This is a genomic window from Pseudochryseolinea flava, from assembly GCF_003286915.1.
GTDB lineage: Bacteria > Bacteroidota > Bacteroidia > Cytophagales > Cyclobacteriaceae > Ohtaekwangia > Ohtaekwangia flava.
Genome location: NZ_QMFY01000001.1, coordinates 845,018 through 859,769 on the forward strand (window position 1 = coordinate 845,018; position 14,752 = coordinate 859,769).

Annotated in this window: 10 protein-coding genes; 5 read left to right on the top strand and 5 right to left on the bottom strand. The window is 42.3% G+C overall.

The genetic code is table 11. The annotated features are described in order from the left end of the window. Positions 1–79: 79 nt before the first annotated feature. Positions 80–2,113 (top strand): OmpA family protein, encoded by a 2,034-nt coding sequence (locus tag DQQ10_RS03815; protein WP_112745438.1) that lies wholly within the window; start codon positions 80–82, stop codon positions 2,111–2,113. An 11-nt stretch (positions 2,114–2,124) separates the two neighbouring features. After that, positions 2,125–2,823: an OmpA family protein gene (locus DQQ10_RS03820; RefSeq protein WP_112745439.1), complete on the top strand. Its 699-nt coding sequence runs from the start codon at positions 2,125–2,127 to the stop codon at positions 2,821–2,823. 36 nt (positions 2,824–2,859) lie between these two features. Here DQQ10_RS03820 and DQQ10_RS03825 read toward each other — a convergent pair whose 3' ends face one another. After that, positions 2,860–3,669, bottom strand: a complete 810-nt coding sequence (locus DQQ10_RS03825; protein WP_112745440.1) for a hypothetical protein — start codon at positions 3,667–3,669, stop codon at positions 2,860–2,862. A gap of 123 nt (positions 3,670–3,792) precedes the next feature. On the opposite strand from DQQ10_RS03825, the gene DQQ10_RS03830 reads away from it, so the two are divergent. Together DQQ10_RS03830 and DQQ10_RS03835 are read left to right on the top strand one after the other, a co-directional pair. Continuing rightward, a complete protein-coding gene (locus tag DQQ10_RS03830) occupies positions 3,793–5,226 on the top strand; it encodes an aldehyde dehydrogenase family protein (protein WP_112745441.1) in 1,434 nt (477 codons plus the stop codon). A 124-nt stretch (positions 5,227–5,350) separates the two neighbouring features. Further along, positions 5,351–8,332, top strand: coding sequence for an AsmA family protein (locus tag DQQ10_RS03835; protein WP_112745442.1), 2,982 nt, complete (start codon positions 5,351–5,353; stop codon positions 8,330–8,332). A 78-nt stretch (positions 8,333–8,410) separates the two neighbouring features. On the opposite strand, the gene DQQ10_RS03840 is transcribed toward DQQ10_RS03835, so the two are convergent. The 4 genes from DQQ10_RS03840 to DQQ10_RS03855 form a co-directional block, all read right to left on the bottom strand. Beyond that, positions 8,411–10,576: a hypothetical protein gene (locus DQQ10_RS03840; protein ID WP_112745443.1), complete on the bottom strand. Its 2,166-nt coding sequence runs from the start codon at positions 10,574–10,576 to the stop codon at positions 8,411–8,413. 17 nt (positions 10,577–10,593) lie between these two features. Continuing rightward, complete coding sequence (locus tag DQQ10_RS03845; RefSeq protein WP_112745444.1) at positions 10,594–12,147, bottom strand: Rne/Rng family ribonuclease; 1,554 nt, start codon at positions 12,145–12,147, stop codon at positions 10,594–10,596. A gap of 253 nt (positions 12,148–12,400) precedes the next feature. Further along, positions 12,401–13,204 (bottom strand): tetratricopeptide repeat protein, encoded by an 804-nt coding sequence (locus DQQ10_RS03850; RefSeq protein WP_112745445.1) that lies wholly within the window; start codon positions 13,202–13,204, stop codon positions 12,401–12,403. 39 nt (positions 13,205–13,243) lie between these two features. Then, positions 13,244–13,579: an HU family DNA-binding protein gene (locus DQQ10_RS03855; protein ID WP_112745446.1), complete on the bottom strand. Its 336-nt coding sequence runs from the start codon at positions 13,577–13,579 to the stop codon at positions 13,244–13,246. A 96-nt stretch (positions 13,580–13,675) separates the two neighbouring features. Between DQQ10_RS03855 and mutY the strand changes: the two genes are divergently transcribed. Beyond that, positions 13,676–14,737, top strand: a complete 1,062-nt coding sequence (mutY, locus tag DQQ10_RS03860; protein WP_112745447.1) for an A/G-specific adenine glycosylase — start codon at positions 13,676–13,678, stop codon at positions 14,735–14,737. The last annotated feature ends 15 nt before the right edge of the window (positions 14,738–14,752 follow it).

A 14,752-nucleotide genomic window follows, 5' to 3' on the forward strand; every position in this document is an offset into this window, starting at 1 on the left:
ACGTCAAATGCTCTAGCTTCTTCGGCCGTTCCTGAAATTTTAGTTAAGTTTATCCTTTGAATCATAATCTAGGCGGTTCATGAAGAGATCCTTACTAATCACCATCCTACTGGCTGGCTTTTCCCTATCAACAAGTGCTCAAGTTGTGCAGTGGGCGTCAAAAGTCATCGAGTTTTCATCCGAGCTAACACCTGTTCAATACTCAGCACAACAAGCGCTGGGAAAACCAAATGTTCTTCCCGCTGGTGGACAGAGTCCAAACGCATGGGCTCCGGATCGTCCTAAGCGCGCTGAATTCCTTAAACTAGGCTTTGCAAACCCCATTAGCATTCGACAAATCGCCATCGCCGAATCACATAATCCAAGCGCAATCTCTCGGGTTCTCGCATATGATGAAGCTGGAAAAGAATATGTGATCAATACATTGAATCCAATGCCTGTGCCTTTGAAAGGGAGGATGCTCAATCTTTTTGTTGAGATGACGTCATTCAAAGTAGCTGCCATCAAAATAGAATTCGATGGTGCGGCCGTACCTGATTATTTCGGCATCGATGCTGTTGCTATTTCCGATTCGAATTATCCCATCATTGCCGACATTCCTAAAATGCAATTGCTCGCATCAGGAATCGCTATTGAATCACTTGATAAAAATGTAAACAGTGATTACAGCGAGTTGAGTCCTGTCCTTTCACCCGATGGAAAGACGCTTTATTTCAGTCGCCAGAACCACCCTGAAAATGTTGGTGGCGTAGATGACAAGGAAGACATCTGGTACTCTGAACTTGACTCAACAGGTCGTTGGCAACTGGCGAAGAACATGGGTCCGCAATTCAACAACGCTGGACCAAACTTCGTGAACTCCATTCAAGCGGTAACGCCTGATGGAAAATCTGCTGTGATGGTATTGGGCAATCGTTACCTTGAAAACGGAAAGATGGCTGCAGGCGTGTCGATCAGTTCAAATGTTGGCGGCCAATGGAGTAAGCCTGTTGCTTTAAATATTAAGAACGATTATAACTACGCAGAGAAAGCTCACTACTTTCTGGCTAACAATCGCAAAACGTTGTTGATGTCGGTTGAGCGTGAAGATACACATGGCGATCGCGATCTTTATGTGTCGTTTATGAATGACGATAGCACGTGGACCGAACCACTAAATCTAGGTGACGTTTTAAATTCTGCTGCGGAAGAATCGGCGCCGTTCTTAGCGTCGGATGATAAAACACTTTATTTCTCATCGAAAGGATTCAGCGGCTATGGTGGAAGCGACGTGTATGTATCACGAAGACTTGACGACACCTGGACAAATTGGTCGGAACCCGAAAACCTCGGGCCTGAAATCAACTCACCACTTGAGGACCTATTTTTCAATATTCCAGTGTCGAGCGATTTTGCATATTACTCACGTGGTGTTACAGAAACCAATACAGATATATTCAGAGTGAAGCTTCCAATCGTCAAAAATCCGGAGCCATGGGTTACTGTTAAAGGAAAGATTATTGATAAAGCGACAGGAAAACCGCTTGGTGCGAAAATTGTGTATGAAAGACTTCCGGATGGGAAAGACGTCGGTATCGCCCAGTCTAATCCTGAAACAGGAGAATACGAGATTAGACTTCCAGCGGGACAATTGTACGGTGTAAGAGCGGAAGCTGCAGGAAAAATTTCCGAAAGCCAAAGTTTAGATTTAAGAGATGTGAAAACGGATAAGGTAATTGAACATTCTGACTTTAGCTTGTCACCAATCGAAGTTGCAGATGCGAAAGAGAATGTTGTTATCGTTATGAACAATGTGTTCTTTGAATTTGATAAAGCAACGCTGAAAGCGGAATCATATCCCGAGCTTGATCGTATCGTTGACTTCTTGAAGTCGAAGGAGACTATCGAAATTGAAATTTCAGGTCACACCGATGCCGTTGGTGAAGAATCCTACAACTTAGGACTGTCGCAGCGTCGTGCTAATTCGGTGAGACAATATCTTACAGGTAAAGGCGTGCCTTCAGAAAGAATTAAAGCTGTCTACTTTGGTGAAACGCGTCCAGTAGATAGCAATGAGACGAAGGAAGGCAGAAGAAAGAACAGACGTGTTGAATTCAAGATTTTGAAAATGTAAATTCATAAGCTATGGCCAAGCGATTTTTTTATCTTTTGCTGCTTTGCCTAGGTGCAACAGCGGCCCTTGCTCAAAACGACAGCTTGATTTACGCTGAGGGTAAAATTTTCAATGCTGCCACGAAAGAGCCTATTACTGCCAGAATTACCTACCAAAGTTTACCATATGGTAATCGCGTAGGGACCTTGAACAACAGCAACTATTCGTTTCCAATGTTCGACAATGAAAAGTATGCGATCATTGTTGAAGCACAGGGCTTCGCGACAGCAAAATTTATGTTAGATCCTGCTGAGGCAAACGGAGAAAGAAAAGTTCTGAAAGACATTGAACTTTCTGTCGGCAATGTTGGTCCGCGTCATCCGGTAGGGCACGTGATGCGGTTAGACAATTTGATTTTTCAAGTGAGTAGATCCAAAATCAGCGAAGATTCTTTTGAAGAACTCGACTTGTTGGTGAATATGATGCGTGAAAATCCAACCATGGTTATTCAATTAGAAGGGCACACCGATTATCAAGGTAATCCGAAGGATAACATGAAATTGTCTCAAGACAGAGTTGATGCAGTTCGTGAATATCTGATCGACAAACGAATCAACAAAAATCGAATCAAGACAAAAGCATTTGGTGGAACGCAGCCGCTCTCACGAGATGATACGCCGGAAGCACACCGGTTAAATAGACGCGTTGAAGTTCGAATATTACAAAGCTAGGTAGCTTATCTAATTTCTGAAGAAGAAGTGAATTGCCTATCGACTGGCAAGCGCGTTCAAATTGCGTTTACGAAGCACTTGAATTCTTCGAACACTTTCCTCTTTGAATTGGTCGTTCTGCTTGCTTTCGATGATCGACAACAAAACGATTCGCGTAAGTTCTTCCATACGTGGCGAGCAGTAGATCGCCGTGGCCTTATCAAGATGCTCGATTGTGTTCTGCAGGTCGTGATGATTGAATGCTTTTATCGCAAGATTGTAATGCAGAAGTCCAGTAAGCTCTTCTAATGCGACATGCTTGTACACGGAACAACTGAGGCGATAGTAATTATCTTTTTCGTCGCGTACGGCATTCGATTTGTATTTTTTAATCCTCGTTTCAATTTCTTTTTGATCTGTAATAAATCCATTTACCGGATCTGTCGTTTCAAGAAGAACTGTGCCCTCCACTGTATTCACCAGTATAAACATGTGATAGTTTGTCTCTACAATGTCATAGTCAAGATTAAAATGATGCAGTAGAAGTCCGTACGTCGCGCTAGCGGTTAAGCAGTTGTATTCTCCTTTGTTAATTGTTTGTGCGAACGATGCATATTCATCAAAACGTTTCAGAAATTTTTCATGCGTTCTGCTAAACAGCATTCTCAAAAAGTTCAATTCACTTTTCGCAGCCTCACGCTTTGTTTGCAGTTTGTCGATGTGTGATCGAAAGGCTTCTGTGGAGATAGAAGCGTTATCTGTCGATAAAAAAGCTTGAAGCGATTGCTCAAAAGTTTCCCGTGAGGAAACATCTCTCTGCCCGAAGGCGAAGATTGGCAAGAAGAATATCAACACCACCCATTTCATATTATGCCAATGTTACTATTGTGTTATCAAATTTAACAGAATAGTAATCTTTAGCAATTGAAAAGTGCTTTTTCTATGCTTTTGAAACTTTTGCGACCTCCTGATTTTGGGTTAACTTAGATTATGGCGGTAATTCAAGAAGAAACCACGATACACAAAGCGCAAGAAATTTTCCGCGACCAAAAGCAACACGTATTGACATTGCGGAAAGAATACATAAAGTTTCGGAAGGAACGTTTACAAAAGCTTAGGACTTGGGTGTTGAATAATCGTGCCGACATCCAGACTGCAGCGTATGATGATTTCCGTAAAAACGCAGCAGAGGTTGACGGCGTAGAAATATTCCATGTGATACAAGAGATCAATCACGCGATCGCTAACCTCGATGATTGGACACGTCCTCGGAAAATTGATGCACCAATGACGATGTTAGGCTCAAGAGCAACACTGCATGTTGAGCCACGTGGCGTTTGTTTGATTATCGCCCCTTGGAATTACCCGTTCAGTTTGGCAATCGGGCCCCTCGTATCGGCTTTAGCCGCTGGCAACGCTGTCATCATTAAGCCATCTGAATTAACGCCGAACGTTTCTGCACTTATTGCAAAAATGATTACCGAGCTTTTTCCTTCGGCGGTCGCGGCCGTGTGCGAAGGTGGACCCGAGGTATCGAAATTTTTGCTCTCCCTTCCGTTCGATCATATTTTTTTCACCGGCAGCCCTTCGATTGGGAAGGTTGTGATGAGAGCAGCTGCGGAGAATTTGACATCTGTGACGCTGGAACTTGGCGGGAAATCACCAGCGTTCGTGACAGAAAAAGCTGTCATTGAGGAGGCAGCAAAACGAATTGCTGTCGCTAAGTTTATTAACAATGGACAGACCTGCATTGCACCTGATTATGTATTGGTGCATGAACGCATTTTTGAAAAATTTCTTGACGCGTTAATCAAGCAGACCAAAAAGCTATTTCTGTCGGCCAATGAAACATTTGACACGACTTCTAATTATTGTCGCATTGTAAATGAGAAACACTTTTTAAGGTTGAACGCATTATTGCAAGATGCGCTAACAAAAGGAGCCAAGTTGGAATTCGGAGGACAGGTTGATCAATCGACAAGATTTATGCACCCGATCGTGATCTCCCAAATCCCGATGGATGCTAAATTGATGGAGGAGGAAATCTTTGGTCCAATATTGCCAATTGTTGCGTACAAAAATTTGGATGACGCAATTTCTATTGTGAACAGTAAGCCAAAACCACTGGCTCTATACATCTTCTCGAAAAATTCGGAGGAACAACAAAAGGTGTTAACAGAAACGTCGGCAGGAGGTACGTGTGTTAATGACTGCGCAATACACTTTTTGCATCAGGGACTTCCGTTCGGCGGAGTAAATAATAGTGGTATTGGAAAATCTCACGGCTATCATGGTTTCTTAGCTTTTTCAAACGAGAAGCCAGTACTTAAGCAACGGCATGGCGTCACATCCATTAGCCCATTCTATCCACCGTATACGAGTCTCACAAAAAAACTCATGAGCTTTGTATTGAAATGGATGTGATCAAAGGATGAACCGGCCGACAGGCATACATATCCTTCCATAAAACTTCAGTAAGAAACCTTTGTTCTTTACTAAATTTGGTCTCTTTTTGGATGAAACGACTTTTTAAAAATCTATAAGCGCTATGAAAAAAGCATTGAAATGGGTCTTTATCATTTTAGGCGGATTGATCGTACTGATCTTGGCAGCAGCCTTTATTATTCCGGTTGTCTTTAAAGATGAAATTAAGGCGGCAATTGATAAAGAACTTGCGAAGTCTGTTAACGCAACGGTTTATCTCGAACCCGATAATTTTAGTTTATCATTGTTCAAAAACTTCCCGAACATCTCCGTTCAAATGAAAGAGCTTGGGGTCATTAATAATGAGCCTTTTGCAGGCGAAGTTCTTTTTGCGGCGGAAGAACTGAACGTTGAAGTGAATTTATCGGATATTCTTTTTGGAGATCAACTCCGCGTAAAAGGAATTTCTTTGATCAAACCAGTCATCAACATTCAAGTGCTTCCCGATGGACGAGCCAATTACGATATCGCGATTCCATCTGCGGATACAGTTGAAACACCCACCGAAGAACCAAGTGATTTTTCATTCGGAATAGACCACTGGGAAATTGTTGATGGGGATGTTACTTACAACGATAGGTCTATGCCTTTTTTGATGGAAATAAAAGGACTTGACCACGCGGGAAGTGGTGATTTTACGCAAGATATATTTGACCTTAAAACAAACACTGAAGCCGATACCGTTACGATGGCTTATGATGGATCTGAATATCTGTCCAACAAGCGTGCGTTTATCGATGCTACCATTTCGATCAGTGAGCAATACACAAAGTATACGTTCAAAGAGAACACGGCAAAGATTAATGACTTTGCGATGAGCTTCGATGGCTGGTTTAAAATGAATGAAAATGATTTTGGAATGGATATCAGCTTTAAGAGTCCTGAAAATTCATTTAAGAGCCTCCTCTCAATTGTTCCCGGAATGTTCACAGAAAGCTTCAAGGATATTCAAACGAAAGGTGATCTTGCCTTCAACGGTTTTGTTAAAGGAACTTACAGCGAAAAGCAAATGCCGGCTTTCAATGTTAATCTATTGGTGAAAGATGGTATGTTCCAATATCCTGATCTTCCGACGGCCATTAACAACATCAATGTTGACTTATTGATTGACAATAAAGATGGTGTTATTGACAACACCGTAATTGACTTGAAAAAACTTCATCTTGATTTCGGTTCAAATCCAGTAGATGCGCGCGCCTTGATCACGAAAATGTACCCAACCAATGTCGATGCAAGTCTTTCTGCAAAATTAAACCTCACCGAACTTAACAAGATGTTCCCGATGGAAGGTCTAAGCATGAAAGGAAATTATTCTGTTGACCTCAAAGCAAAAGGTGTTTATGATAGTCTTAAGAAAACAATTCCTGCAATCGACGCAAACATGGCACTTGCTAACGGCTATGTGAAATCCGCGGATGTACCACTGCCACTAGATGATATCCATTTTACCTCTACGATTAAAAATACATCTGGCGTTTTAGCGGAGACATTTATTACGGTGAAAGATTTTACGGTACTGCTCGACGGCGAGAAGTTTTCCGCTGATCTTCTTTTGCAGAACCTCGACGATTATACGTGGGATCTGAAAGCGAAGGGTGGAATCGATCTTGAAAAGATGACAAAAGTATTTCCACTTGAAGGTATGACGTTAGCGGGCAAAATAAAGGCCGATATTCAAACGAAAGGAAAATTCTCGGACGTACAAGCAGAACGTTACGATAAGCTTCCAACCAGTGGCTCAGCGTCGTTGAAAGACTTTAAGTATGTAACAAAAGATCTTCCTACGGTTACCATGTCGCAGGCTACGATGGCATTCGATCCGAAAAAAATCGAGCTACAGAATGTAAATGGAACAATCGGTAAGAGTGATTTTAATGTTAGTGGCGCGGTTAACAATTACCTTGGCTATGTTTTCGGAAAGAACGAAACAATCAAAGGCGTAGTGAATTTTAATTCGACGCTTCTCGATCTGAATGAATTTATGACCGACACAGAAGAGACCACAGCTACAACCGATACCGCTGCGATGAGCGTTATTCCGGTTCCGCAGAACATCGACTTTGTGTTGAAGTCTAATATCAAGCAAGTCAAAATGATGGACTACAACATTACGAATGCTGCTGGAGACATTATCGTAAAGGATGGTATCGCCAACTTGAGTGGATTGAAATTTAATATGCTGGGTGGATCATTTGTGGTGAATGGTTCTTACAACACGAAAGACATTGAACATCCGAAGTATGATTTTGGGTTGAATGTTAACAGCGTTTCCATGAAGGAGGCGTCAAGTGCTTCGTCTCTTGTTTCCACTTACGCTCCAATTGCCGGACTTGTGAATGGTAATTTCTCACTTAAAGATTTCAGAATTAGCGGTGAGTTGTTGAAAGACATGATGCCGAACATGGCTACTGTAAATGGTGGCGGTGCGATTGAAATCGCGCAAGCTGCGTTAAAAGATTCTAAACTTGTTTCTGGAATTACATCGCTAACGAAGTTGGACAACACAAGTGAAGTAACGCTCAAAGATGTGGCGATGTCGGCGACAATTAAAGATGGAAGATTGAGCGTAAAACCATTTGATGTGAAGTTTGGTGAGTATAAAACGACTGTATCTGGAAGTACTGGGCTCGATCAATCGATCGATTATAACTTGAAGATGAACGTGCCTGCTGGTAAGTTAGGAACACAACTAAATAGTTTCCTTGCCGACAAAGCTGGTGCGAAGACAGATCCAAATGGAACAGTGCCTGTTAATATTGCTCTGGGCGGATCAGTCACGAATCCTTCACCGAAGCTGGTTGCCTCAGGTGAGCAGAAGCAGCAGGTAAAAGATGCTGTGAGTAACACGGCTAAAGAAGAAGCAGGCAAAGCTTTGGAAAAAGCTGCGAAGGGAACCAAAGCTGAAGATGTAATTGGTGGGCTACTTGGCAAAAAAGATACAACGAAGACTAAGACAGATTCGACCAAGACACCTTCACAAAAACAGCAAGCTGAAGAAGGCGCCAAAGATTTGATCAAAGGGCTGTTGAAGAAGAAAAAGAACTAGGCCGTTAACGATTCATCGATAACAAAAAGAGCACGACTTTAAAATCGTGCTCTTTTTTATTGTTGAAAGTTATAAGCTTTATTCTTCTACACTCTCCTTGCGAAGATATTCAATCAAATAAGCCTTGTCGTCGGTGTTAGTAGTGGTCTCGTCGTAGTCGACGTAGTTTAATGTACCCCACGTAGAAAGTTTGTTGGGTTCGAATGGACCAAAAACACCACGATAACTTTCTGCCTCATCAAAGGAAATATTTACCACGTAAAATTTCATTGGCTTTCCTTCGTACGTCTCAAGACCCTGATACGTAATCTCTACTTTCAATGGTTGGTAATCCTCATCTTCAAGATATGAATATACCTGCGCGATGACCAAGCTATCTTGGTTTGCATATGCCTTCGGAAAATATTGTGTCAGTCCATCTTCTTCAAGCCTATCAAACAGCATAATCCTACTAGAATTATTTTTTGCAAAGCCTTCTAATATCGATGGATCTACGCGCTGCTTATGTTTCAGCAATGTGTTGCTGGCCAATATTCCGATGTAATAGTGATCGCTGCTGACAAGTTCTGTTAAAGCACTGACTTGCTTTTTGTCAAGGGCTTCGTAGTATTTCATGATTTCCACAACGTCGTCGATGTAGTCGTACGTTGAATCCTTGCGGAAGGTCTTCATCTCGCTTTCAAAATCGGCGTTTATCGTTGGCCTCCAAGCCGCGACTTCCTGAATTTTTAATCGTTTGTCATGAAGAAGATTTTTCATGAAAGGATAAAGCGGCATCTTATAAGGAGGTTGCTTCAGGAGCGCAATAGTTTTGTCATAGAAGTATCGTTGATCAACGGAATCGACGGTATACATTCCAATCAATGAGTGATAATATTCATCAGCCGTCGGTGTGTGTTTCGTGAGAAGAACGATGCGCAAGTCCAATGCTTCACGTGTTGGTAAATGTGTGAGTACCCCGATGGCTGCGAATTCTTGCGACGAATTTTTGTTTAACGTCGGAAATAACTTTTCTATGAACGAGATCGATTTTTCTGACTCTATCTCCGCGAGCGCTTTCAATAGATATACTTTCCGACTGTTCTCGGTGTCTTTATCATCGGCATACTGTTTTCCGAGATAGGTAAAAATGTCTTCCAGATTTTTCTCAGTGAAGGATGCTAACCGCATATACTTTTTTGCCTCGTTTGAAATGCTGGTGTCGGCATTTACCAAATCTTGCAGCAATCGGGACGACTTGTCTGAAAACAAATCACCTTCTGGAGGTGCTGAGAATTTGATCCCTTTAAATATTTTCTCCGTATCCCTGTTTTGAATATGCGATGGATGTGCGCCGCCGAGTAGCAAATAGCCCGCGTTACCTCGCACGAAAGTCAGGTATCGATACCAAGCGTGTTTGGTTTTTTTAACGATCAATTCTTTTGCAGGTACGCCGTCGACAATAACATCACGCTCTTCATTTTCAGCATCATTCGCTGACTTAAACGAAGACAGATAGTCTGCAACCCATGTCGAATCATTTTCGAATTGTGCGTACTTGGAGTATCGGCTGATTAAAATCGAGTAAGAATCACCGGAGTTTTCATCTTGAAAAGCATATGCTTCCGATCCAAGATTATCTTCACCATTCAGTTCACCTGTGGTGGCCTTGTCAAAAACAGGTTTGCCCGGAAGATTCATCTTTATGGTGTTGCCAACATCATACGTAGCAAAACTTGCCGGCTGAAGCGGTAACAGCTTAAAAGAATTGACAAACTTATCGAGGTTAGATTTTTGTTTCTTTGGAAAAATCCCGGCGATTACATACGCGCGGTTAGAGCGGAGGATAACTTTGAAGTGTGCGACGACATCGTCAACACTGACGTCGATGGTTTTTCCTGGATATCCATCGAAGATGATGTCCTTTACTTGTGGCTTTTCAGCATCTGCGGCTGCATAACTATTCGAAACTTTACTCAACATTTCTTCGACCACCTGCGCGAGGTAAATGGAATCGCTTTGAATGTTCACGCCAGTTTCGAATGCATTGTAGATCACAAACGCGGTGACGGGTTCCTTCGCCATCATGTGGATATGCGCGGTTACCGAATAGCCCTCCGCGGTTTCACGCGTAAGATCTTTCATCTCGGGCTCCGCTGGAAAATTAACGGAGAATGCACCGGCCTTTGACGTGAAGGGATGCCATTTTTGCGCAGGCAATGCAATACTGATCAGCATGCTAAATGCCAACAACGTTGATCTCATATCGATAGAATAAAAAACTAGTTCAGTTGGATCTCCTCACCTTCTTTGTTGAGGAATTTAAATTCGGTAACGCCCATCGAAGAATCCATGATCATATTCACCCAACGCTTGTATTTGAAATACCATTTCACTCGTCTGGAAATAATTCCTTTAGTGAAAAACGCGTATACATATGGATGTACGGCAAGCACGAGATCTTTCTCATTTTGCTTCACCAATAAATGCTCGATATTCTTTTCGATGAGATCGGATACCAGGATCGACGCAGTAATCTTGCCCGTACCGTTGCAAGTCGGACAAACTTCCTTCGTTGCAATATTCATCTGCGGACGAACACGCTCACGGGTAATTTGCATCAAACCGAATTTTGACAACGGAAGAACAGTAGACTTTGCCTTGTCTTCTTCCATTTCATCCTTGATCGTCTTATAGATGAGTTTCTTGTTATCCTGATTCTTCATGTCGATGAAGTCGATAACAATAATTCCACCCATATCGCGCAGCCTTAACTGGCGTGCAATTTCTTTTGCAGCCTCAAGATTTACAGACAATGCTGTGGTTTCTTGATTCTCTTCGCGATTAGATTTATTTCCACTATTAACATCGATAACGTGGAGTGCTTCCGTATGCTCGATAATCAAATAGCCGCCACCTTTCAAACTCACGGTTTGACCGAAAGCAGATTTAATTTGCTTTTCGATGCCATAATGTTCGAAGATTTTTGCCTTGCCTGAATAAAGTTTGACAATTTTTTCTTTGTCGGGTGCAATGCTGCGAACGTATGCTTTTACGTCTTCAAAGATTTTCTTGTCGTCGACGTGAACGTTATCGAAAGATTCGTTCAGCATATCGCGCAGGAGAGAAGATGTCTTGCTGAGTTCGCCGATGATTTTGTCGCGGGAATTTGCTGTAACGAGACGCGTCATTCCTTCTTCCCATGTTTTGACCATGGAGCGGAGGTCGCGGTCGAGTTCGGCTACATCTTTGCCTTCAGCAACGGTGCGGATAATCACACCAAAGTTTTCAGGTTTGATGGATTGGATTAGCCTTAGAAGGCGTTTGCGTTCCTCGCTGCTGGTGATTTTTTTGGAAACACTTACGGCATTGGAAAAAGGCACCAATACTAAGTATCGGCCTGCCAGAGATAACTCACAGGATAATCGTGGCCCTTTTGTAGAAATTGGCTCTTTAACAATTTGAACCGGAACGACTTGATTCTTTGCAAGAAGCTGTGTGATCTTGCCGTGTTTGTCAATATCTGGTTCGGGATTGAATTTGTCGAGTTTTCCACCATTGATCTTTTTGGCGCGAACCAGTTTCGTAAACTTTTGTAACGAACCGAATTGTGGACCGAGATCAAGGTAATGAAGGAAAGCATCTTTATCGTAGCCGACATCTATGAATGCTGCATTCAACCCTTGGACTACCTTCTTAACGGTACCCAAGTAGATATCACCTACGGTAAACTTGCTTCCCTCTTCCTCGTTGTGAAATTCAACAAGCGTTTTATCTTTTAGAAGGGCTATACGACATCCGTCCTGAGTGGCACTAATTATTAGTTCATTACTCAAAACGTAAAAAATTAAAATGAAAAGATGTGTATAAGCTGAAAAGGCAGGAGTCGATTAGTAAAGACCCTGCCAGCAGACGAACGAATTACTTCTTCTTATGTCTGTTCTTTCTAAGGCGCTTCTTACGCTTGTGCGTTGCCATTTTGTGCTTCTTTCTTTTCTTTCCGCTTGGCATAGTAGTAATTTTTGCTCCTCCACGCCGATCTTAATCGGCAATTTCCTTTATGGATTATTGGAGGGGTTGGTTAAACAATTATTTTAAATCCTTTAGATAAGAATCCACTGTTTCTTGAACAGCAGGATCATTATCCAGTTGTTTCACTTTTTCGAGTTGCTCGCGAGCGCCTTTCTTATCGCCAGTTTCCATCAACGAGATTCCCAAGAGTAATCGTCCTTGAATGTGTTCTGGACTAATCTTGATTAACTTCTCAAGGTGCCCAACAGCTTTATCATACTGTCGAGACTGCACTGAGAGCATTCCAAGATTGTAGAGTGCTTCTTCATGCGTCGGATCCACTTCAAGGATTTCACGCAAAAGCGCAACACCCTGCATCGGAGCTTCCGTCATGTAGGTCATCGCAAGCTTTGTCTTAACATCTAGGTTCTTCGGATTCTCCGCTAAAACCTGTTTATAAATGTCTTGCGCTTTCCTCGCCAACATTCCCTGCTTTTTTGCATCAACGGCAAAAGTGTAAGCTTCATAATATTGGTCGCCGGCCTTTGTCCAGCTTCCAGGCGTACCATAAAACTTAGCAGCATCCTCGGCAAACCACGCAGAACTGTCAAATTTGCCAGCTTCGCGGTATAGGTCTGCTAAAGAGTCGGCAAAGATAGCATTTTTTTCTTTCTCAGAACTTTTCTCATACAGAGACCGAACAGCTTTAATAGCATTACCCGTTTCTGGGGCAATCGGTTTATGCATCTCTGGCTTCGTTTGAGCAGTTGAGTCACCCGAGGCTAAGGGTGCATCATTCTCAATGACTACTTTCGGAAGCAAAAAAATAATGGCGATCAGTGCGACACTGACCACCAACAATATTATCCGTGTTTTAATCATCTATTTTGAGGATCGAATGATCGACCGGGAAGGCAAAATTTAATCTACGTCTTCTTCTTTAAGGTTTTCTGGGCGATCCGCCATTAGTTTTACTTTCTCGCTGTTCTTAATCTTGCTCACAAAAATCTTTGCAGGCTTAAAAGCAGGAACATAGTGCTCGTCAATTACCAAGGCAGTATTGCGTGAAATATTTCGGGCAATCTTTTTCTTCCGCTTCTTGTTAATAAAACTTCCAAATCCGCGGATATAGATATTATTGCCATTGGACATAGAATTCTTAACAACGCTAAAAAATGCTTCTACGGAGGCTGTTACATCAGCCTTGTCAACTCCAGTTTTCTCAGCGATTTCGTTGATGATGTCTGCTTTGGTCACAATCGTATATTTAAGGTCTCCAAAAATGGGTTGGCAAAGTTATACGCCGCCCGTAGATTTAAAAATGAATATTGAAAAAATCTGATAATCAGGAGGATGGACAGCCGATATTTCTCTGATAAAGTCGTTAAATGGTATCTTCAAAATCAACGAGACCTGCCGTGGAGACAGACGCGCGATGCTTATCGCATCTGGCTTTCGGAAATAATTCTTCAGCAAACTAGAGTCAGCCAAGGCTTACCTTATTATTTAAGGTTTGTCGATAGCTACCCAACCGTAGAAGCACTGGCGAATGCCTCCGAGCAATCTGTACTTCGGTTGTGGCAAGGCTTAGGGTATTACACGCGCGCACGAAACTTGCATAAATGCGCAAAGGTGGTCGCTACAACGTATGCGGGTAAATTCCCGAATAACTTTGAAGCACTGAAAAAACTTCCTGGTATTGGCGACTATACTGCGGCAGCCATCGCTTCCATTTGCTTTAAAGAACCTGTGGCGGTAATCGACGGCAATGTGTTTCGTGTCTTGTCAAGGATTTATGGAATAGAGACAGCCATCAATTCGCCGGCAGGAAAAAAGGAATTTACTGACCTTGGTAACAAATTAATTCTCGACCAATCGCCTGACATCTATAATCAGGCTGTCATGGAATTTGGTGCCCTTCACTGTACGCCCAAAAACCCGAAGTGCGGGGAATGCCCCTTTCAATCAAAATGTGTCGCGGCGATCAATAGCCTGCAAGACAAGCTGCCGGTGAAAATAAAAGGCAAGCCAGTCCGCAAACGCTACTTTAATTATATCGTGGTGCGCAAAGGCAACTCATTGTTAATGCGGCGACGAGATCAAAAAGATATTTGGCATGGACTCTTCGATTTCTATATGGTGGAAACAAACCGTCAAACTGCGTTTTCGAAGATCTTATCAGCTGATAAATATCTAAGCAAATATTTGAGCAGGGAAGACAAAACAGAGATGGTTAAGAAATTTAAGCATGTTTTAACCCATCAGATCATCATTTCAACATTTACGGTTGTTGAGAAGCGCGGCGTGCCTTGGGATAAAGATCTTAAAATGAAATTCTTTAATAGGAAGCAAATTGCTGCACTTCCGAAACCGGTTTTGATTAGCAAATTCCTGGACGAATACCAGCTTTTGTAGAACGGGATTGGTATT